General features: G+C 30.5%; 15 protein-coding genes. 6 read left to right on the plus strand and 9 right to left on the minus strand.

Features of this window, described 5'->3' with window-relative positions; all coding sequences use genetic code 11:
• Nucleotides 1-32 precede the first annotated feature (32 nt).
• The 3 genes from arsB to CAAU_RS05995 are packed head-to-tail and all read right to left on the minus strand — an operon-like array spanning nucleotide 33 to nucleotide 2,162.
• Nucleotides 33-1,076 (minus strand): ACR3 family arsenite efflux transporter, encoded by a 1,044-nt coding sequence (gene arsB / locus CAAU_RS05985; RefSeq protein WP_008908529.1) that lies wholly within the window; start codon nucleotides 1,074-1,076, stop codon nucleotides 33-35.
• Nucleotides 1,077-1,092: 16 nt separating this feature from the next.
• Nucleotides 1,093-1,803, minus strand: a complete 711-nt coding sequence (locus tag CAAU_RS05990) for a metallophosphoesterase family protein (RefSeq protein WP_008908530.1) — start codon at nucleotides 1,801-1,803, stop codon at nucleotides 1,093-1,095.
• An 11-nt stretch (nucleotides 1,804-1,814) separates the two neighbouring features.
• Nucleotides 1,815-2,162, minus strand: coding sequence for an ArsR/SmtB family transcription factor (locus tag CAAU_RS05995; RefSeq protein WP_008908531.1), 348 nt, complete (start codon nucleotides 2,160-2,162; stop codon nucleotides 1,815-1,817).
• 461 nt (nucleotides 2,163-2,623) lie between these two features.
• On the opposite strand from CAAU_RS05995, the gene CAAU_RS06000 reads away from it, so the two are divergent.
• Nucleotides 2,624-3,292, plus strand: a complete 669-nt coding sequence (locus CAAU_RS06000) for a beta/alpha barrel domain-containing protein (RefSeq protein WP_008908532.1) — start codon at nucleotides 2,624-2,626, stop codon at nucleotides 3,290-3,292.
• Here CAAU_RS06000 and CAAU_RS06005 read toward each other — a convergent pair.
• From CAAU_RS06005 to CAAU_RS06030, 6 genes are all read right to left on the minus strand, one after another.
• Entirely contained in the window at nucleotides 3,289-3,987 is a 699-nt protein-coding gene (locus CAAU_RS06005) for an NAD-dependent protein deacylase (RefSeq protein WP_008908533.1), read from the minus strand. The genes CAAU_RS06000 and CAAU_RS06005 overlap by 4 nt on opposite strands.
• A gap of 73 nt (nucleotides 3,988-4,060) precedes the next feature.
• A complete protein-coding gene (locus CAAU_RS06010) occupies nucleotides 4,061-5,752 on the minus strand; it encodes a methyl-accepting chemotaxis protein (protein WP_008908534.1) in 1,692 nt (563 codons plus the stop codon).
• Nucleotides 5,749-10,038, minus strand: a complete 4,290-nt coding sequence (locus CAAU_RS06015; RefSeq protein ID WP_008908535.1) for a 2-hydroxyacyl-CoA dehydratase — start codon at nucleotides 10,036-10,038, stop codon at nucleotides 5,749-5,751. The genes CAAU_RS06010 and CAAU_RS06015 overlap by 4 nt, the downstream gene beginning before the upstream one ends.
• Before the next feature lie 207 nt (nucleotides 10,039-10,245).
• Nucleotides 10,246-11,919: a putative ABC transporter permease subunit gene (locus CAAU_RS06020; protein WP_008908536.1), complete on the minus strand. Its 1,674-nt coding sequence runs from the start codon at nucleotides 11,917-11,919 to the stop codon at nucleotides 10,246-10,248.
• Nucleotides 11,912-12,640, minus strand: a complete 729-nt coding sequence (locus CAAU_RS06025; protein ID WP_008908537.1) for an ABC transporter ATP-binding protein — start codon at nucleotides 12,638-12,640, stop codon at nucleotides 11,912-11,914. Before CAAU_RS06025 ends, CAAU_RS06020 begins: the two co-directional genes overlap by 8 nt.
• 51 nt (nucleotides 12,641-12,691) lie before the next feature.
• Nucleotides 12,692-17,965, minus strand: a complete 5,274-nt coding sequence (locus CAAU_RS06030) for a diguanylate cyclase (RefSeq protein WP_008908538.1) — start codon at nucleotides 17,963-17,965, stop codon at nucleotides 12,692-12,694.
• 199 nt (nucleotides 17,966-18,164) lie between these two features.
• On the opposite strand from CAAU_RS06030, the gene CAAU_RS06035 reads away from it, so the two are divergent.
• The 5 genes from CAAU_RS06035 (at nucleotide 18,165) to amrS (ending at nucleotide 23,185) form a co-directional block, all read left to right on the plus strand.
• Nucleotides 18,165-18,392 carry a hypothetical protein gene (locus CAAU_RS06035; protein ID WP_008908539.1) on the plus strand — a complete coding sequence of 76 codons (228 nt, stop codon included), beginning with the start codon at nucleotides 18,165-18,167 and terminating at the stop codon, nucleotides 18,390-18,392.
• A gap of 2 nt (nucleotides 18,393-18,394) precedes the next feature.
• On the plus strand, nucleotides 18,395-19,966 hold the full coding sequence (locus CAAU_RS06040) for a Na/Pi cotransporter family protein (protein ID WP_008908540.1): 1,572 nt from the start codon (nucleotides 18,395-18,397) through the stop codon (nucleotides 19,964-19,966).
• A gap of 96 nt (nucleotides 19,967-20,062) precedes the next feature.
• On the plus strand, nucleotides 20,063-20,746 hold the full coding sequence (cwlD, locus tag CAAU_RS06045) for an N-acetylmuramoyl-L-alanine amidase CwlD (protein ID WP_008908541.1): 684 nt from the start codon (nucleotides 20,063-20,065) through the stop codon (nucleotides 20,744-20,746).
• Between the two features lie 49 nt (nucleotides 20,747-20,795).
• A complete protein-coding gene (gene amrA, locus CAAU_RS06050) occupies nucleotides 20,796-22,193 on the plus strand; it encodes an AmmeMemoRadiSam system protein A (protein ID WP_008908542.1) in 1,398 nt (465 codons plus the stop codon).
• A gap of 5 nt (nucleotides 22,194-22,198) precedes the next feature.
• Nucleotides 22,199-23,185, plus strand: a complete 987-nt coding sequence (amrS, locus tag CAAU_RS06055) for an AmmeMemoRadiSam system radical SAM enzyme (protein WP_008908543.1) — start codon at nucleotides 22,199-22,201, stop codon at nucleotides 23,183-23,185.
• Nucleotides 23,186-23,421 lie beyond the last annotated feature (236 nt).

Below are 23,421 nucleotides of genomic sequence, written 5' to 3' on the forward strand. Positions count from 1 at the left end.
CTTTTTATACATAGCATGGGACTTTTTTATAATTATTTATGTGCTTCAAAATACCCTCTTGTAGCATTAGCAATTCTAACTAATGTTAACATGATTGGAACTTCTGTTAAAACACCTACAACCGTCGCAAGGGCTGCTCCAGATGTAAGTCCGAATAAGGATATTGCAACTGCAACTGCAAGCTCAAAGAAGTTGCTTGCTCCAATCATAGCTGCTGGTGCTGCAATATCGTGTGGAAGCTTCCAAACCTTTGACCAGCCATAAGCTATGAAGAATATTAAAAAGGTTTGAATTGTAAGTGGAACAGCTATTAAAAGTATGTGGAATGGATTATTTACAATTATTTCACCTTGGAATGAGAATATAATCACTAGTGTCAATAAAAGTCCGATTATAGTTATATTATCAAACTTCTTTAAAAATACGTTTTCAAAATAATCTATTCCCTTGTTGGCTATTACTCTTTTTCTTGTAAAGTATCCAAAGGTCAATGGAATTACCACAAATAATATTGTTGAAAGTATTAATGTATCATATGGAACCCTTACATTAGAAACCCCAAGTAAAAATGCAACAATTGGTGTAAATGCAAATAAAATTATAAGGTCGTTTGTTGCAACTTGAACAAGCGTATAGGCTGGATCTCCGTTTGTTAAATAGCTCCATACGAACACCATTGCTGTGCATGGTGCCGCACCAAGCAATACTGCACCTGCAAGGTATTCTGTCGATAGGTTTTCAGGAATATACGCTTTAAATACTATTTTTAAAAAGAAATATGCAATTAAATACATTGTAAAGGGTTTTATAAGCCAGTTTGTAACCCAAGTTACAATAAGTCCCTTTGGTTTTTGCCCTATCTTTTTAACGCTTGAAAAGTCAATTTTAAGCATCATAGGATAAATCATAAGCCAAATTAAAATTGCAACTGGAATTGATACATGAGCATATTCCATTCTACTTAGAAATTTGGGAATGGATGGAATATACTGTCCAATTAAGACTCCAGCGACGATACAAAGTGCAACCCATATACTTAAATATCTTTCGAATAAACTTAAACCCTTTTTAGCCATAAAAACTCCCCCTTAATTATGCTTTTCCTGTTCTTATATTTTCAGCGAACTTTTCTGGAAGTCCATTTTTTAAAATTTCTTCTGCAACAGTTTCATAATTATAAGGAACAGAATGGATTTCAACATCTAACTCTTCCCCTACGTTTATTATAATATAGTTAGCATTTGGACTTCCGTTTTTGGGCTTTCCAACGCTACCTGCATTTATAAGATATTTATCTTTATATTTCTTAACATAAGGAATATGTGTATGTCCACAAACTAAAGCATCATATTTAAACTCGCCCATAACCTCTTCTGCTTCCTTAGAATTCTCCTTTAAATATTCGTTAATTCTTCTTGGGCTTCCATGAACAAACATAATATTCTTACCCTCAAATTTTAAAACCATTTCTAATGGAAGTTCCCTTAAAAATCTTTTATTTTCTTCAGTTACCGTTTCAATTGTATAATTTAACGAAATAGAGGCATTCTCCATATCCTTTGGATCTGGATAGTCACAACCACAAATAAACTTTTCATAGCCAACTGCATCATCGTAATTTCCCATAATCGTTAGAATATTTTTTTCCCTTAAAAGTTCAATTACCTCATTAGGATAAGTGCAGTATCCAACTAAATCCCCTGTGCAAACTGTAATGTCAACCCCCCTTTTCTTTATATCTTCTAATACAGCCTTTAGGGCTAATAAATTGCTGTGAATGTCTGAAATAACTGCAATTCTCATAAAAATCCTCCTTAATCTAAATTATCACAGCCTTTACCTTGGGCTTTAAATTTTAAAAGGTTTTCATATTCTTCCTTCAGCTTTTTAACCTTTTCTGTTTCATGGAATAGTAATTCCTTTAAAAATGGATATTTATTTAATATTTCTTCATTTAACCTATAGTAAACATATTGCTGTTTTTTGGTTCCAGTTATCATCTTGCTTCTACTCAATCTTGTAAGATGTCTTGATGCATTCGATTGAGTTAGATTAAGTAATTTTTCAATTTCACAGACGCAAAGCTCTTCACCTTTTAAAAGGTTTAATATTCTAAGTCGCGTTTCATCTGCAACTTCTTTTAATATCTCTACAAGTTCCATAAAAGCACCTCTTTGTTATATGATTATATAATCATATTCAGACTGTTGAAAAAGTTGTTTTTTGATAAGCCCCGTGAAGGATTTCCTTGGCATTCGCTCATTTCGCTAAGCAATTCTAAGCTTTTCTTTGTTTTCAAAAGTCCTACCCTCGTGAGCCGACATCCGTGTCGGCCACTCGGCTCTGCACGTCCGTGTGCAGAATTACGGACTTTTGAAAAGTCGAAAAGCAAGAATTGCTAGAGCTTATGAGAGATGCCTTTTTGAAATCCATTCACGGGGCTCTTGCAAAGTCTAAACACCAATGAGAGTTTGTCTACAATCTGATATGATTATATAATCATATTATCATATTGTAATAGTAAAGTAAATATTCCATGTAGAAGTTTGTTATAATTTTTTTCTTTATTTAATTTTAAAGTTGGTATAAAATATCAAAAAGGCTAAAAATGGGAGGAATGAATATGCCGGATAAATATATTCCAGAAATAAAGGGTATATTGCGCAATAACATTATTGAAGTTCCCCAGGTTATAAGGGAAGCAAGTGGTATTATAGTATTTGGTAGAAGAATTAAGTCTTTAATATTTTCAACCGATGTCGCAATCATTAGAAATACAAACGCAGATGCAGTAATTGCCGTTTATCCCTTTACTCCACAGCCGGTTATTGCAGAGGCTATACTTAACGTTTCTGAAGTTCCAGTATTTTGTGGTGTAGGCGGAGGCATAACTACTGGAAAAAGGGCAATAAGAATCGCACGACATGTTGAATTCCAAGGTGCAATTGGCGTTGTAGTAAACGCACCAACACCAAATGAATTAATAAAAGCTATGAGGGAAGAAATAGATATACCTATAGTAGTCACGGTGGTTTCTGAAAAGGAAGACTTCAGAGGAAGGATAGAGGCTGGTGCAAGCATTTTCAATGTTTCAGGAGCTGCTAATACACCTAACATCGTAAGAAGGATAAGGGAGGAGTTCCCCCATGTGCCCATTATAGCAACAGGAGGCCCGAGTGACGAAACAATAAGGGAAACAATAAAGGCTGGTGCAAACGCAATAACCTATACTCCTCCAACTACTGGTGAAATATTTGGAAAAATCATGGATAAATACAGAACTACATTTTAAAAGGACATGATCTCCTTCATCGCTATTGAAAAAGGTTTTCTAATTATTATAGTTGCCATAGAATCATATGGTGTTGGACTTGTGTTTATAAAAATAACCTCATCTCCATTAAAATAATCTAAAAGAGAATTTGCTGGATAAACGGTTAAACTTGTTCCTGCAACTATTAAAACATCCGCCTTCTTAATATGATAGACAGCCCTTGATATTTTGTCTGGATCTAGGACTTCACCATATAGAATTATATTAGGCCTTACTATCCCTCCACAGTCACATATAAAAAATTTATCATCCTCCCTGCCGCATCCCATACAGTAATATTCTCTTAAACTGCCATGAAGTTCTACAACTTCCTTAGATCCAGCCTTCTGGTGTAGTCCATCTATGTTTTGAGTAATTATAGCTTTTAATTTACCTAATTTTTCAAGCTCAGCTAATGCCCTATGTCCATCATTAGGTTCAACATCAAAGGATAGTTTCTCCTGTAAAAAGGAATAAAATATTTTAGGATGCTTAAGGACAAAATCTATATGCAATATTTCTTCCGGATTATATCCCATAAATGTTTTTTTGTATAAGCCCTTGTCACCTCTAAAGTCTGGTATTCCTGATTCTGTAGATGTTCCAGCCCCACCAAAGAAAACAATATATTGGGCATTTTTAATAGCTTCCCTTGCTTTATCAATTTCTTTCACTATAATCACCCCTTACAGTTATATTTATAACCAAAAACAAAACTAAAATTACAAAAGGTGCCCTTTGGCACCTTTATAGTTTAAACTGTTTTACATCTTCAACTAAAGCATCCATCATACTACTTAAGTTTTGTGCAGAATCTGCAACCTTTGAAGATAATGATGACATCTCCTCAGACGTTGCTGATATTTCCTCAACTGAAGCTGAAGTTTCTTGAATTATAGCACTTAGATTCTCAACACTTGAAAGAACACCATCTTTATCGTTTACTGTTTCATTTAAAAAGACATATGCGTCTTCAATTAAAGGAACTGTATTTTGTATTGAATGTATTATTCCTTCTAACTTCTCAGCCGTTCTATCAACAGTTGTGATTTGTTCATTAATAAATTTATCAACTTCTTCAGCTGCAGAGTAAACATCCTTTGCTTCTTCACCTAGCCCTCTTATAATATTTCTTATTTCATCTGAAAACTTTTTAGATTCTTCAGCAAGTTTTCTTACTTCATCGGCTACAACTGCAAAGCCCCTTCCAGCTTCACCAGCCCTTGCGGCTTCAATTGCTGCATTTAGCGCTAAAAGATTTGTTTGTTCAGAAATATTATTTATTATATCAACTATATTTTCAATCTGATTAAAGGAGCTTGATAAAGTTTGTAACTTAGTTGTAACAACTTCAAAGGATTGCTTAATTCCATTTATTGCCCTTAATAGTCCATCCAATTCATCCTTACCTTCATTTGCCTTATAGGATGTATCCTCTGCTCCTTCTTTTACTTCCTTTAGCTTAGAATACATTTTGTCTATCTTTTCTCCAAAGGATTCAAAAAGCCTTACAACCTGTGCAACTTCTAAGTTTTCATTTTCCGTAGCGGTTGCAACCTGAGAAATTGAGGAAGAAACCTGTTCTGAAGATGCAGCCATTTCTTCAGCTACTGAAACAAGTTCCCTTGAGGAAGTCTTTACTGAATTTGCATTTTCATTTATCTTGCTTATAATACCCACTAAAGATTGTTTTAAAGAGACTATAGCCTTTGATATTTCTCCTATTTCATCACGTCTTTTTAAATACCTTTCTTCTATATTTGCCGTTAGGTCACCCTTTGCAATTACATCTAATATTTGCTTGGTAGACTGCAGTGGATTAATTATTATTCTATCCATAAATATCATAATAAGAATCGATAAAACAACAACCAAAGCTAAAGTAAACAACACAAGAGCTTTAACAACAGGCATAACTAATTTATCTATTTTTTCCTTGTCAAGCCCCACAAAGAACATACCAATGGGAGTTTGGCTTGTATCCTTTATAGGAATATATATACCTTGGTATGTTTTTTGCTTTAACTTTATATCCCCAACATAATCTTTACCCTTTTTAATTACTTCTTCTATAACTTTATTATCGACCTTACTTCCAACAATCCTCATACCATTTTCTTCAATTGTTGTCGTAACTCTTGTGTCATATAAAAAGATCGAACATTCAATATCTGCTTTTTTCTTCAAGTTATCAACTGAAGAAAAATCATAATTTATCTTATGGCTTCCCTTGTAAAGCTCCCCATAGGAAACCCTCCAGGAACCTGGGTATTGAAAATCAAAAATCTCAAGAGCAAGATTAGCCGTTTGCCTTAGCATCCCTCGAGTTAACGCTCTAGTAAACTCTACATAAACAATTCCATTAATGACAATACTAAATAGCACTATTATTGAAATTACTAAAAACCATATCTTTTCTTTTGTAGTTGTTTTTTTCATAGTTTGCCCCCCGTATCTGCTTTAATCATTCTATAATTTTCAAAATTATTTACGTTTATATTATCGTCTTTCTTCTCTAAATTTTTATATGCATTTGACAACATTAATTTAATTCTGTTGATTTGATTTACTTCACTTGCACCTGGGTCATAGTCTATTGCTACAATATTGGACTGTGGATATCTTCTTCTTAATTCTTTTATCATGCCTTTTCCTACGATATGATTGGGCAAGCATCCAAAGGGCTGAAGGCATACGATATTGGGCACATCATTTTCAATCAGCTCCATCATCTCACCAGTTAAAAACCATCCCTCTCCAGTCATATTACCAAGGGAAAGTAGAGTTTTTGCAAGGTTTGCCTTTTCCTCTATAGTGGATGGAGGAGTAAATCTTTTACTTTCATTAAGTGCCTTCCTTATTTCTCTTCTATAAAGTTCAATAACTTTTATTGATAATAAACCTCCTAATCTTGCTTTAAGATCCCCAGTAAGATTATGATATTTAAATTCTTCATCATAAGCAGAATAAAGAAGAAAATCTGCAAGATCAGGGACAACTACCTCTGCTCCTTCTTCTTCTAGTAGCTTAACTATTTGATTATTTGCTGTAGGATGATACTTTACTAGAATTTCTCCTACAACTCCAACCCTTGGCTTTTTTATCTTAGCAATTTCTATATTATCAAATTCCTCAACTACTTCCCAAACATTCTTTTTAAAATCTTTTAAGCTACAGGATTTTATATTCTCAATTATTTTTTTCTTCCATTTTTCATATAAAAGTTCTGTAGAACCCTTAATTTTTTCATAGGGCCTTGTTCTTAATATGAGTCTCATTAATAAATCTCCATAGCAAACTGCCATAAGTCCCCTATGAAGTAAGATAGGTGTTATTTTGAATCCTGGATGTTTTTCTAATCCCTTCGCATTTAAAGATAAAATAGGAATATTAGAAAGGCCTGCATCCTTTAAGGCTTTTTTCAGTAAGCTTATATAATTTGTAGCTCTGCATCCTCCTCCCGTCTGACTCATTATAACTGCAGTAGAATTTAAATCATATTTGCCTGACTTTAAGGCATTTATAATCTGCCCTATAACGACGATTGCAGGATAGCATGCATCATTATTTACATATCTTAACCCCTCATCAATTGCATTTGCATCAACAGATGGCAATACTTCAAGTTTATAACCGCTAAATTCAAAGGCCTTTTCAAGAATTTCAAAGTGAACAGGTGACATTTGTGGAGCTAAAATAGTATATTTCTTTTTCATTTCCTTGGTAAATACCACTTTGCTTTCAACATTATATTTGATTTCACTTTTTTGATTTTTCCTTTTTCTTTCCTCTAGTGCTGCAAAAAGGCTTCTAATTCTTATTTTAATTGCTCCTAGGTTTGTTCCTTCATCGATTTTAATTGAAGTATATATCTTTCCTCTATTTTCCAATATTTCTTTAACCTGATCAGTTACAATTGCATCGAGACCACATCCGAAGGAATTTAATTCAATAAGATCTATATTATCATGTTTTGAAACAAAATACGCTGCTCTATATAGTCTTGAATGATATGTCCACTGGTCAACAACCCTAAGCCTATTTTTAACTTCACCTAAGTGGTCCACAGAATCCTCAGTTAAAACCGCAGCATTAAATGAAGTTATTATGTTAGCTATCCCATGATTTATTTCAGGATCTATATGATAAGGTCTTCCTGCAAGAACTATAGCCCTAATCCCCTCTTTTTTGATGTATTCTAAGGTTTCCTCTCCTTTTTTTCTAATATCATTTTTAAAATTTTCAAGTTCTTTTAAACCTAATGCTAATGCATTATCAAGTTCAGCTAAAGAAATATTAAATCCTTCAAAAGTCTCAAACAAAACCTTCCTTAACATTTTATAATTATCTAAACTTATAAAGGGATTTAAAAACTTAATATTTTTCTCCTTTATTACATCCATGTTGTTTTTTATAACCTCAGAATATGAAGTAACTATAGGGCAATTATAGTGATTGTCCGCTTCATTAAATTCTTTTTTCTCATAAACAACAGATGGATAAAATATAATGTCAACTCCCTTTTTAACTAAGTTCATAATATGACCGTGAACAACCTTTGCAGGATAACATATAGTATCTGATGGTATTGTTTCCATTCCATCCTCATAAAGCTTCTTAGTAGTCTTGTCTGATAACACCACTTCAAAGCCTAAAGCAGTGAAAAAAGTATGCCAAAGAGGATAATTTTCATAAATATTTAATACCCTTGGTATTCCGATTTTACCCCTTGGTGCATTTTTTAAGGCTTTATAATCAAATAGTCTGTTATTCTTATATTCATAAAGATTAGGCACCTCTTTTTTTGCAATAAAGTTTCCAGCTCCTCTTTCGCATCTATTCCCTGTTACAAATTTTCTCCCATCTTTAAAAGTGCTAATAGTTAAAAAACAGTTATTGCTGCACAATTTACATCTTGTAAAGGATTGTTCTACTTGAAATCTATTTAATTCTTCTAAATTTAATATCTTTGACCTTGCCCCTTCTTGATATCTTTCCTTTGCAATCAATGCAGCTCCAAAGGCTCCCATAAGCCCTGCTATATCAGGCCTTACTATATCTTTTCCTGATATTATTTCAAAAGCCCTTAATACCGCATCATTATAAAATGTTCCCCCTTGAAGTATTATTTTTTCACCAAGATCATCTATGTTCCTTATCTTTATTACCTTCATAAGAGCATTTTTAATAACCGAATAGGATAACCCAGCAGAAATATCCCCAATTGTCGCTCCCTCTTTTTGTGCCTGTTTAACTTTAGAATTCATGAATACTGTGCATCTTGAGCCTAAGTCAACTGGCTTTTTAGCAAAGAAGGCTTCCTTTGAAAATGTTTCAACATCCATCCCTAAAGATTTAGCAAAGGATTCAATAAATGAGCCACATCCTGAAGAGCAGGCCTCATTTAAAATTATGCCTTCAATTACCCCATCCTTAACTTTTATGCACTTCATATCTTGTCCACCAATATCCAGGATAAAATCTACCCCATTTAAGAACTTTTCTGCTGCCTTATAGTGGGCAATAGTTTCAACTTCACCTTCATCTATTGATAGGGCTGTTTTAATGAGTCCCTCTCCATAACCAGTTATGCAGGAGTTTGCTATATAAGCATCCTTTGGTAATTTACTATAAATATCTTTTAAAACATTTATCACAGATTTTAAAGGATTTCCTTCATTGCTTGAATAATAGCTATATAATAAATTGTCTTCTTCATCTATTAAAACCGCCTTTGTAGTAGTCGAACCAGCATCTATACCTAAAAAACATCCTCCTGAAAAATCATTTAAGTCCTTTCGTTTTATTCTATGCTTATCATGCCTTCTTTTAAAATCATGATACTCTTTTTCAGTTATAAAAAGAGGTCTAAGAAGGCCTACTTCCTTTGAACCAAAACTACCATTATTAATCTTATCTATTACCTTCTCTAAATTAACCGGTGCCTTTTCCTTAGAAAGTAGAGCAGCACCAAGTGCTACAAAAAGATGCGAATTCTCCGGAATTATAACTTCATCTTCTATTAAATTAAGGGTTTTTATAAATCTTTTTCTAAGTTCACTTAAAAAAAACAAAGGTCCTCCTAAAAAAGCAACTTTTCCTTTTATTTTTCTTCCTGCTGCTAGGCCTGCAATAGTTTGATTTACAACAGCCTGAAAAATCGATGCTGCAATATCCTCCTTTTTTGCACCTTCATTTATAAGAGCTTGAATATCTGTTTTAGCAAACACTCCACATCTTGATGCTATAGGATAAATTATTTTATGCATTTTTGACAGTTCATTAAGCCCCATAGCATCAGTTTTTAAAAGAGCGGCCATCTGATCTATAAATGCGCCCGTTCCACCTGCACAGCTTCCGTTCATTCTTTGTTCTAAATTACCATCGAAATATGTAATTTTAGCATCCTCTCCACCTAGTTCAATAGCAACACTCGTTTCAGGAATAAATTTTTCAACCGCCTTTGTTGATGCTATAACCTCCTGCTCAAAGGGAATATTAAGCCAATTTGCTATTCCTATTCCTGCTGAGCCTGTTATAACTATTCTTGCTGTAGCCTTATTAAGCATCTGTTCTAATTCATAAAAAATTTCCTTTATCGTATTTAAAACGTCAGCAAAATGTCGTTTATACCTACTAAAAACTATATTATCATTATCATTTAAAACCACTACCTTTACTGTTGTTGAACCTACATCAACCCCTATCCAATAATTCTTTGTCATCTTATCCCTTCCTTCTACCTTTCTGAAAGTCATCTGAAATCTATTCTATACCTCCTTAAAAAAAGCAACAAACTTAATAATTCTGTTTTTTATTCCTGTTTTTTTAATATTGACTAAAAAAAGCCATATATTAATATATATCTTTCGTTTACACCTATTATCTATAAAAATTAAGCTCTAAGGCTAAAAATTTCCTTAGAGCTTAATTTATATTTCTATTTCATAAAATCTTTTATCTGCATAGCTTAAAAGTTTTTGATACAAAATCACTGATATAATAAGCGGTATAACTATCAAAGCTATTAAAAGTCCATTGCTTTTAATATTAAATTTTACAATAAGAGCACCAAATAATCCTACAATTCCCATGGTTCCAAAAATTCCCACAACTCCATTTATGTTTTGCTTTATTGCCTTTTGTGGATTATCCCAATTTAGCTTAGGCCATTTTAATTCAGCAAAAACTTCTAAAATAAAAATCATCGTAAGAATTATGATAGAGGTTATTAAAATTATTAATAAGCTTATTGTATCAATTTTAAAGAAGGCTATGTCCATTATCAAAATAATAGCTGCAGCTAAAATTCCAAACATTAAACCGTGGATAATCTTTGCAGTTATATATAATTTAGGATTTATCGGAAGGGATTTTATAAATTCAAAGGCTCTTCCCTCCCTTGATATACATGTTGCAGCTATACTTGTTGAAGCCCCTAGAAAAACTATAATCCCTATCGAAATTAAATTCAAATAGTATGAAAAATCAGGATGATTCATCAACTTTTTAATAATGAATAAAATAGAATTATTTTGAAAGAATAGGGATGCACCCATAATTATCGGCAATAGAAATATTACCATCGGCCCATTTATAAAATACACTGGCTCTCTATTCATCAGTTTCAATTCTCTATCAATAAATGTTATAAGTAAATTTCTCTTTATTGTCGTTTTCTTTAGTTCCTTTTCATCCATTCTTTTAACATTTTTTTGGACTTCTGTGCTCCCAATTAAAGTATCATAATAAATATTAGACATAGTAGTTAACAATAAAACCAAAGCACCAACAGCAATTGCAATAAAAATCAATAAATAAACAAAACTTTCTAATGTTCCATTATTTATGATAGCCTTTGCTGCAATTGCAGCTGGATAATATAACTTGCTTGTTAAATCGATCAAACCATTTGGTGCAGTTAATTTTTGCATAATAAGCTCTGGATTTTTATCAAAATTAGTCATTTGATTAGTAAAATACTGAAAAAGAACTCCAAGACCTAATGCTAAAAATCCAGATATATACATTACAAAATCCTTCTTTTTTAAAAGTTTACCAAACTTCATAATAGGAGTTATTATAAAATATCCTATTACAAGAGGAATAATCGGAATAGTTAAAGTTATTAATAAAGAATTTATATAATATAAAACCCCTTCACCATTTTTTATGCCATAGACTATTATTCCCGTTGCCATTATAACAAACGCAAATAAGGCTTCTGAAAGAAAGCTAATTGTAAATTTAGCAAGAAATAAATTCCAAGCTTTTAATGGCAAGGATAGTATTATGTCACCCTCTTGATTGAGAAAATAAGTTGCAATTACAGTTAATATCCCTATAAAAAATGTAAAGGCTGTTGAAATAATAATGGTATTTAATACCACAAGCCCCTGCTGATTAATAGGCTTAAGAAGATCATACATTTTTAAATTGAAGGCTGTAAACATGGCTATCAATCCTGAAAAAGAATACAATATTAGTCCCAACAATCCTAAAGTCTTAACCGCTTTCTTCTTATTATATTTTAAATCCCTAACTAACCCACTAAATCCAAAAACCGAATTAATATAAAATTTTACTGTTGAAATTGCTTTATTCATTATCTACCAACTCCAAGAATAAATTTTCAAGGCTATCATTTTCTTCTCTTATTTGTCTTAGCTCATCAATCGTTCCAGTAAATATTATCTCACCCTTTTTTATTATCCCTATCCTATCACAAAGCCTTTCTGCAACCTCCATGATATGCGTTGAAAAAAATACAGTATTTCCATTATCAGCATGTTTTTTCATCATTTCCTTTAATAGAAAAGCAGCCTTGGGATCTAGTCCTACAAGAGGTTCATCTAAAATCCATACAGGGGGATTGTGAATTAAAGCACCTATTATTATCAATTTTTGTTTCATTCCATGGGAATAACTACCAATACTTGAGTTTAAGGCGTCTTTTATTTCAAAAATCTCCGCAAGTTCATTTATTTTTTTATATCTTTGTTTACCGTCTACCTCATAAATATCTGCAATAAAATTTAAATACTCAATACCTGTTAGTCTATTAAAAATTTCAGGATTATCAGGAACAAATCCTATCTGCTTTTTTGCCTTAATCGGCTCACTTACTACATTAATCCCATTTATAAATATTTGCCCTTCATCAGGTTTTAGGATTCCTGTTATCATTTTTATTGTCGTTGTTTTTCCAGCACCGTTAGGTCCTAAAAATCCAAATATTTCTCCCTTTTTTACCTCAAGATTAATACTGTTAACAGCCTTTACCCTTCCCCTCGCATAGGTCTTTGAAACATTGTTAATTATAATCATAAATACACCTTCCTTTATAATATGAATCAGAAGGAAAATCTCCTTCTGATTTTATAATAACATAGCTAATATATTAGCTAAAACGCTTACATAATTGTAATCTTCAAATTTATATTCCTTGTCATTTGATGGTGCTAAAATGTATATGATCCCCTTTAAAACCTTATCCTTCACAATCGGAACTAACATTACTGAATAAAACAAAGGAACATTCTTAACAACATCATACTCGAATACTTCATCCCAGTCAATACCATAAAAACCTTTTTGTTCCTTTAAAACTTTATTCAACAATCTAGTATTAATGTTGTTAAATTTAATCCAGTTATCGTCATTAACCTTCCTCCAAAGTTGATTATATATCTTTCCATCCTCAAGAAAAAGTATACCCGCATATCTACCCTCAGAAGAGTCTAAAAGTCTTCCTAAAAACTTAAAAACAATCTCCTCTTTGCTTAAATTTTCTTTTATTAGTTCCGTTAGTTCAATCATAGTCAATATTTTAGTGGTATCCCTAAGGTCGTTTCCTGTTAAAAACCCGCTTAATTTATCAGTAACTCTTCCTTTTTGCTCAAAGGTTTCATCCCATAATTCACATCTATTCTTTCCTCTTTCTTTTGCTACATATAATGCCTTATCCGCCTTTTCTAAAAGTTCCTCCTTCCACTCAGCATCATCCGGAAAGGATGCTATACCAAAACTTGCAGTTACTGCCCTTCCATCTACAAATAAACTTGTTTCCATCTTTTTTCTAATCCTCTCCGCTAAATTCAGGGCATCATGTTTATTGGTATCAGGCAATAGTATCAAAAACTCTTCACCGCCATATCTAAAAAACAAATCGTTTTTTCTTATATTGGATTTTACAACTTCACCTAGTTTTTTTAATATTTTATCTCCAAGTAAATGTCCGTATTTATCATTTATCTTTTTAAAGTTATCTATATCTATCATTACAACTGAAAAAAATCCACTATTCAATTCTGCATTTTCTATATTTTCATCTAATAGATCGTCTAACATCTTTCTTGTATAGGCAGATGTTAACTTGTCTATTATAGCCGTATTAATAATATTAATATTTTCAATATACCCTATTAGTAAGTTTACTAAAGGCTTACATTCTTCTATAGCCTCCTCCGAAAAATTATTAATAATCTTATCAGTTTCTAAAATTACATATCCATAGTTTCTTTTTATGTCATATGTAGAAATTCTAAACTTATCTTTTCTTTTATTTTTTATTAAAGGGATACAAATCCAGTTAACAACATTGCCGTATTCATCTGATTTTTTTACAATAATGGATTTTTCTAATCTTTTAGCTTTATCGATAATTAAACTATAATTATTGATGTCAACTTTTTCTTTGCTTACAAGTATTTCCGGATTTTTAGAATCAGTAATTAATAGATAATTTGTTGCTAGGGTAATATAGGACATATATTTCATTATTAATAAAATATCACTGTTTGAATCTAGTGTAATTTTATTTAATAAATCATTAATATTGCTAATATTTAAGTTTAATTCCTCTTTAAAACTAGATTTTATTTTTTGTATTGTATTTCCTTTTAAATTATTAATTTGGGAACTAATTAAATGGTCTGCATATTCAGTTAATTTGTTAAGTTCTAAACTCTCCTCTTCATTTATATCGATTTCTAAAATTTTGCTCATTTTAGTTAATGTATTATGGAAATTTGAAATCGATATAAATTTAATTTTATATTCCTCTGGCAAATCCTTCAAAAGACTTAGCATTAAGGTAAGTGAAGCTGCATAGAAATTAACTGCCTTGTAAACATTATTATTATAGTAATAATCTCCTAAAATTCTGTTTGCCATCATGCTTAATTCTATCAATTTATTTTCTTTTAATTTTGGTAGTATTTCTTCTAATGCAAGAATTTTATTTTTATTTAGTAAAATATCTAGATACTCTATTCTAAGTTTCAAACCAACTGGTAACTCATTAAGTTCAAAATCGTTAATCAAATCAAATATTTTTTTCGCAAAGTTAATTTTATTTAGCTTGACAAATTTAAAAGCTAAATGATAGTAGATATATATTTTTTCGACGCTGTTTTTATATTTTTTTATTATATTAGATAACGAATCCATAACATCGTCTAGTCTTTCTAAGTCTTTTGAAATATTTAAAATTAATAGAAAAGCCTCTGCATCCCATTTAATTTTTATATCATTGTTTTGATGTATCCTTAATACTTCCTTTAAATATTCATGTGCTTTATCAATGTCCCCAAATTTATAAAATAGTTGTGCACTAAAATAATAATATAAGCCATCATAAATATTCTGATTAGTATTATTTTTAAGCTCATCCTTAGCCTTTAAATGATAGAAATAAGCCTTAGAATAATTTCCCAGTCTTAAATAAATACCTATTAAAAAGCAATAAATATAAAAAGTATATGCTTTATATCCCAATTCATCAATAATATCCAAGGCAGTGCTGAAGCATTCTAAGGCTTCTGTTGTATTAAATTTTATATAATTTATCTCTCCAATATTAATAAGTGAAAGGGCTTTTAGAAAGGCAACCCCCTCTTTCTCTGCTAAGTTTTTCATTTCTTCAAGATAATTCAAGGCATTGTCATAATCCTGATAAAAATCTGAATATATAATACTTAAATTGTTTAATACCCGTATCATTTCTTGTTTGCTTTCATTTAACTCGAAATAATATAGAGCCTTTTTATAATAATCAATGGCCATTTCCGGCTCAGATGATAAATAGCAACAATCCCCTAAAAGTTTAATAAATTTTCCCTTTATTTCAGGGCAATTATCATCACACATTTCAAGAGCTTGCTTACATATGTTTCTAACATCCTCTAACTTATCATTATTTCTATAATAAACTGCCGTGTTAAATTGATATTCAAGATAGCCTCTTTTATAATCATGAATCTGTAATAAATTTTTTATTTCCTCTAAAGATTTTATGATTTTGTTTTTATCATTTTTATTTATATATATTTCCACCAACTTATTCATTGAATCTATAGCACTATTATAGTCCTTTAAATTTAAGGCCCAAAGCTTTGCTTGTTTGAAAAGTTCAATTGCCTTCTTTACATTTCCAACTTCTAAGTAAATATATCCGAGACTCATTAATATATCTACTTTTCTATAATCTGCTTCCCTTTCCTTAAAATATTTTAATGCCCTTTCATAATACGAAATAGCATCACTTTTATTATTTAGCCTTTTCATCAATATAGCATTATAGATACAATATTCGATTATTTTTTCTACTTCATTTGCCCTTTCATAGTGATATAATATTTCTTCTTTGAGACTATATGGATTCAAATAAATTCTATTGCTCTTTTCTAAAAATTTTCCTGCCTTAAGATGCAAATCTACCTTTACCTTCTCATCAATTCTATTGTAAATTAAACGTTTAAGCATTTGATTTTGTAAATCGTAAAGAATTCCTTCATCGCTTATTTTGCTTATAATAATTCCTTTATTCTCTAAACTCCTTAGAATATTACCCAATTTATTTTTATCTTTATTTAAAAATTCACCTAGAACATCTGTAGTAACTCCATTTTGAAATATCGAAAGAACCTCAAGGACGATTATATCTTCTTCATCTAGTTCATTAATTTGATTAAAAATAGCTTGTTCTACTGAATTAGGTAGTATCATCCTGTCATAATCATCATCAAATTTACTGCTCCAAATTCCTGTTGAACTATTAATAAATAAATCTCCCCTTAGATAAAGATCCTTAATTATTTCAACAATAAATAGTGGATTACCATAAGTTATTTCAAATATTTTGTTTGAAAACAATCTTGGAGTATACCCCATAGATAAAAGATTTTTTATCATCTCCGAAGCATACTCTTTCGACAATCCCTTTAATTTTATTTCTATGGTATTTTGTTCTTTTCTTATGTCGTTTATTAATGCCCTTATATCATTACTAATTAATCCATCGCTTTTAAAAGAAATTATAAACATTGCTTGTTCTGCAATTTTAGAGGTTAAAATATCCTTTGCCATTAAATATGAAAATTTATCAAGGGAATTAAAATCATCGATTATAATAACAATTCTTTCATCTTTATATTTGTTTTTTATGTATCTATATATCGTGTTTATCATTCTAATTCTATTTTTTTCATTATATAACTCTTCACTTATTATACTATTTTTAAACTCTTCAAAGGTATTTAACAATTCCTCCCTATATTCATCCTGTAAATTTTCACTACCCTCTGAAAATATTTTTCTTGCAATTTCCAGGAAAACTTTTCTGCTGTTAGATTCAGCTTCATTATAATAGCTAAAACAGTTGATATTTTTTAATCTAAATAAAAACTCTAATTCCTTTAATAATCTTGTTTTTCCAATTCCTGTTTCACCAGATATTAAAACACATCCTTTATTTTTTCTAAAAGAATCGAATATCTTTTTGATTTCTTTATCTCTTCCTGAAAGCTTTATATTAAAATTAATTTTCTCCAAATCTTCCACTTCAAATGGAATATAATTCTTATTCAAGAGACTATTTAAATCATTTATAACCTTTGTTATACTGTCATATCTTTCTGCAGGATCTTCTTTTATCATCTTTTTAATAATATCATTAATTCCTAAATATTCTTTTGGCAAAACATCCTTTAACTTAGAAAATCCATCATCTATCTTAACAAATTTTATACCTCCCAGTAAAATTACCAAAAATAATACCCCTAATGAATATATATCAGACTTTACTGTATGTTCTTCACCCTCTATAACTTCAGGTGCCTTGAAAATTATTTGACTTCTATTAGTTTTTACAAATTCACCTATTCTTGCTGTTACTATGTCATTCAATTTAACAGTAAGCTTATTTTCTACCTTAACAAAATTAATATTAGATAAATTAATGGAATTATAGAGACACCCCTTAAGATGCAGAAAGTTTATTGTTTTTGCAATTTCTATAAAAAGATTCAATTTTTCATCAATGTCTAATCCTTCTAATACATTTAAAGGCTGGACATCTTCAACAAACTCAGTAGTATAGAAATATTGATAATTTTTATCCAATCTACCGTTTTTATTTTCTATAATATCAAAACTATATAATCTTTTTAAGTTACTGTGAACAATTGAAGTTAACATAATAAAATTATCTGCTAAAAAATCATAAAATTCCCAATCAACATAATCAAAATTAATAATATTTAAGTCTAAAACTCCTTGAGATCTTTTGATATCAATAGCTTGATAGGAAGCTAGTCCATCATTTTGATAAATCTTCTTTATAAGTCTATATCTGTTATTTATTATTCTCATCGCCTCATCCCAACCCTTTTTTCCATTGATAAGTAAGTAATATTATAATTTAACAAAAAATTAAAACAATAGTTTTTGTGATGTAAATCACAAAATTTACCTTTATTTATAATGAAATTTATCTTATTTAAATTATAATATTTTTCTACAGGATAATTTATGATATAATATTAAACAAAATAACATGACGAGGTGGAGTATGCGTAGATTTGGATATCCTTATTTCGGCAAAAGATACTTATATGATATAAAAAATAAAACTCTTCATGACCTTTTAAATGAAAAGGAAGAATGTCATATCGATTTAATACATGAAGATGATATTGACATGTATAGTTCATTAAATGAAGCTGCATTACTTATGGATCATCCTTTTTATTATGAGTGCCCTTTCTGCATGAAAAAGGCTGAAAGCAAAGAGGGATAATTATGGAAGATGGATTTGGAATAATTGCTTTTTTTGCTGCGCTATCATTGTTATCATATTCAATTTATTGGATTAATTCGGTCTTTGAAAAAATAATTGAAAATTATCTGGAAAATTCTAAAAAAGGATTTAAAAAAAGGGTGTATACTGATATTTTATTTGGGACATTTTATACCTTCCTTACTCTAGGATTAAATTACTCTATTAACATAACTTCTAGCCTTTTAAACGTAGAAGCATTATCAGTATTAAATAGCTTTATAATCTTTTTAGGTTCCCTTTTAGGAACAATTATAATAGTTTATGTATTTAGCTTTAGATTGATGTTTCATTTATGGGCTTACTTGATAGTCTTAGGAACAGGTATTTTCTTCCTTACTAAAACGAAAAAATTCAAGGACATCGGAAGAACAATAGTATCCTATGGATTTGTTTTTCTTTCCTCCCATTTTATTTATTCTACTTTAATTAAGAGCGAAGCAATGTTTTTTTTGAGTAAAAATATTATTATTTTATCTTTAGTAGTTTTTATTTTAACTATAATTTTTCAAAACAATATTTTTATATTCCCAATGATTTTTGCAATTTTATCATCTAACAATTTAAGCAAATATTATATAGTAGACCTATTGCTTCTTTCCAACATAGCATTGATATTAAAAGCAATAATTAATAATTACAGGAAAAATTCAATAGCTAAAAAGTCCTTGTCAATATTACTAATATATAATGGACTTATATTTATAATTTTTTTAATTTTACAGAAATTAATACATAAACAACTAAATTTAAATTTTTATCAAATATATGCGTTGTATGTAGGAATAATTGTGACTTTAACTCTTTTAATGGTTTTAATAATTAATCCTTACAAAAAATTTGATTTGATTAAGAATAATTATATAAGCAAAAAAAAGTTTTTGCTCCTACATGAAATTAACCTTCATAATCCTTCAATTGCAGTTATACAGATAATAAAAGAAATAATAAATATGGGTTACGATGCATTAAATAACGTAAGGAGAAGTTTAGATTTAATATTAAATTACGATCCAATGATTTCCCAAAATCTACTTATAATAGAAAATGACATAAATCATTATGAAAAGGAAATTACAGAATCCCTTGTAAAGCTATCTAATACAGAAATAAACGAACATCAGTCTAAAATTATTGCTGCCCTTTATCACATTATAAATGATATAGAAAGAATCGGCGACCATGCCGAAAACCTATACGAACTTGCTGAGCATAAGTATAAAAATTCCCTAATTTTTTCAGATGAGGCCATCGTTGAAATAAAATTTATGTATCAATATGTAATAGAGGCTGTTGACTTAGCTTTATCTTCCCTTAAAGATGGTGACCTTCAAAAGGCTATGAAAACAATTGAGCTTGAAAGTAAAATAGATAAACTAGACAAGCAGCTAAGAAATGGTCACATAGATAGATTAAATACTGGTATATGTTATCCTGAAAGCGGCGCAATATTTTTAGATATCATTTCTAATCTTGAAAGAATCGGTGATCATGCAAACAATATTGCTCAGTTAGTCATTGAAATTAATCAGTAAGGCTGTCCAATTTGGACAGCCTTATTTTATATAGAAGAATATTAAATATGATATCTACATAATATATTATTGATTTGAATTTAGGCAGGTGAAAGCATGAAAAAAGCGATCGCTTCAATTATTATATTAACTCTGTGTTTTACTTCGATAGTTTATGTTCAAGTAAAACTTAATAAAGAGGTATTAAATATGACAAAGGATATAGTAATTGTTGTAGATGCCGGACATGGAGGTATAGACGGTGGTGCTATTGGTAAAAATGGAACGATTGAAAAAAACATAAATCTTGAAATTGCTAAAAAACTAAAGGGCTATATTGAAAGTCATGGTGATACATGCATTATGATAAGGGAAGTTGATGAGGGGTTATATTCCTACGAAACAAGAAAAGGCAGAAAAGCCGAAGATCTTAAGAATAGGAAACAGATAATTAAGGAAAACAAAGCCGACATATTTATAAGCATCCATTTAAACTACTTCCCTGATTCAAGATATTATGGTGCACAAACCTTTTACCCATCTAATGATTTTGAAAGCGAAAAATTAGCAAAATTCATCCAAGCACAGTTAATAAAAGTGTTAGATAGAAATAATAATCGTGTCGCTAAACCCAGCGATACCTATTATATTTTAAAGGATAACGGTATCCCCTCTGTAATAGTTGAATGCGGCTTCTTATCAAATCCTGAGGAAGAATATCTATTAAATCAGGATGAATATCAAAATAAAATTGCCTGGGCTATATATTGCGGCGTTTTAGATTATTTTGAAAAAAGGTAGATTATGGTAAAATATTATTAAATCCTGTTTTACTAAAGAGGTGTTTGTTATGCCTATAGTAGGACAATTTCTTATGCCCCACCCTCCAATAATAATTCCTGAAGTTGGAAGGGGAGAAGAAAAAATTGCAAAGAAAACAATCGATGCCTGCACAAAAATTGCAAAGGAAATTGCAAGTATTAAGCCCGATACAATTATTATCATAACTCCCCATGGACCTGTTTTTGGTGATGCTGTTGCTATTTGTAATTCCTCATTTATTGATGGCAGTTTAAAAAATTTTAATGCACCATCTTTATCTTTTAAATTCAAAGTAAATAAAGAATTAGCAAATAAAATCATTGAATTGGCGGATGTATCTGAAATTCCAATTGCACCATTAGGTGAAAATTCTCATGTTGAATATAATATTAGATTAAGCTTAGATCATGGTGCCATCGTTCCTCTTTATTTTATAACAAAAGAATATAAAGATTTTTCCATTATTCACATAACCTATGGCATGATAAATCCAATAAAGTTATATGAATTGGGGATTAAAATAGCCGATGCTTTCAAAAATTCAAAGGAAAGGGCTGTTGTCATTGCCAGTGGTGACCTTTCCCATAAAGCAAGCAGTAAAAGCCCCTATGGATTTGATGAATATGGTCCAAAATTTGATTGCCAATTATTAGATTATCTAAAGGAAGGCAAAGCTGTTGAAATCTTTAAAATGGATAAATCCTTAATCAAACGGGCTGCAGAATGTGGGTTAAGATCCCTTTACATCCTTCTTGGAACTTTAGATGAATATAATTTTACATCTGAAATATTATCATATGAAGCTCCTTTCGGAATAGGCTATGCAAATGTAAAATTTATAATAGATAAAAAAGTAGAAAGTAAATTAGAGGCTATAAATCTTGCGGTAAAGAAAAGTTTAAAAGAAAAAAGAGCAAATGAAAACCCATATGTAAAACTAGCAAGGGAAAGCTTAGAATATTATATAAAAAAGCAAAAATATATTAAAATTCCAAATTACGTTACAGATGAGATGTTAAATGAAAAGAGAGGTGTATTTGTTTCTATATATAAAAACGGAGAACTTAGAGGTTGCATAGGGACAATATATCCATTAACAAACTCCATTGCAGAGGAAATCATAAGAAATTCCATCGAATCAGGGACTAATGATCCAAGATTTTATCCAGTTGAAGAGGATGAACTTGACGAACTTGAATATTCGGTTGATGTATTAATGCCACCCGAGTCTGCTACAAAAGATGATCTTGATCCTAAACGCTATGGCGTTATCGTAAGAAGGGGCACAAGGGCTGGACTTTTGCTTCCTAATTTAGAAGGAGTAGATACAGTTGAAATGCAGTTACAAATAGCTTTAAAAAAAGCAGGGATATCGCCAGATGAAAATTATTCCATAGAGCGCTTTGAAGTTAAAAGATACAGGTGATGTAAATGAGGGAAGCTCAATTTTATAATAAAATAGAAGACCTCATTTTTTGCAATCTATGTCCCCATGGTTGTAAACTCAGCGAAGGTCAAAACGGAACTTGTAGAGTGCGAAAGGTAATAGACGGGAAGCTTTACTCTTTAAATTATGGGAAAATTTCTGCCATAAACCTTGATCCTATCGAAAAAAAACCCCTTTATCACTATAAACCTGGAAGTTTAATTTTATCCGTAGGTTCTGTTGGATGTAATTTTTCCTGTGGTTTCTGTCAAAACTTTACAATATCCCAGACTGGTGAAACTTTTTTTACAACATTTATATCGCCTGAGGAATTAATTAGTATTGCTTTAAAATATAAAGAAAAAGGAAACATCGGTATAGCCTTCACATACAATGAACCTTCAATTTTTTATGAATATATATACGATACAATTACATTACTTAAAGATGAATTGGACATTATTTTAGTTTCAAATGGATATGTTAATCAATCTCCATTAAAGGATATTATTAAACATGTTAAAGCAATAAACTTTGACTTAAAAGCCTACAATGAAGATTTCTATGAAAAAATATGTCACGGGAGCTTAGAACCTGTTTTAAAATCAATAGAAATTGCCTACAATTATACTCATGTTGAAATAACAACCCTAATAATTCCTGGACTTAATGATTCAGAAGAAGAAATCGATAAGCTCTCCCTTTGGATTTCAAAACTTAGCCCTAATATTCCCCTTCACTTAACACGATACTTTCCTAATTATAAATTCCAAATTGAAGCTACTCCAATTGAAACACTTGTAAAGCTTCAAAGAATTGCTAAAAAACATCTAAATTTTGTTTATCTAGGAAACGTATTATTACCCTCTAATACTGTATGTCCTAATTGCAATAAAACTCTAATTAAAAGGAATGGCTTTGAAGTTCAATCCTTTATGACATCAAACCAATGTCCTTTTTGCTCCTTTGAAATTGAATACATAAAAATATAACCTGCAAAATGCAGGTTACAGATTGTAGACAAACTCTCATTGGTGTTGAGACTTTGCAAGAGCCCTGGAAGGATTAGAAAAAGCATCTCTCATGAGCTCTAGCAATTCTTGCTTTTCGACTTGTCAAAAGTCCGTAATTCTGCACACGGATGTGCAGAGCCGAGTGGCCGACACGGATGTCGGCTCACGAGGGTAGGACTTTTGAAAACAAAGAAAAGCTTAGAATTGCTTAGCGA

The sequence above is a fragment of the Caloramator australicus RC3 genome (genome assembly GCF_000297115.1).
Lineage (GTDB): Bacteria > Bacillota > Clostridia > Clostridiales > Caloramatoraceae > Caloramator > Caloramator australicus.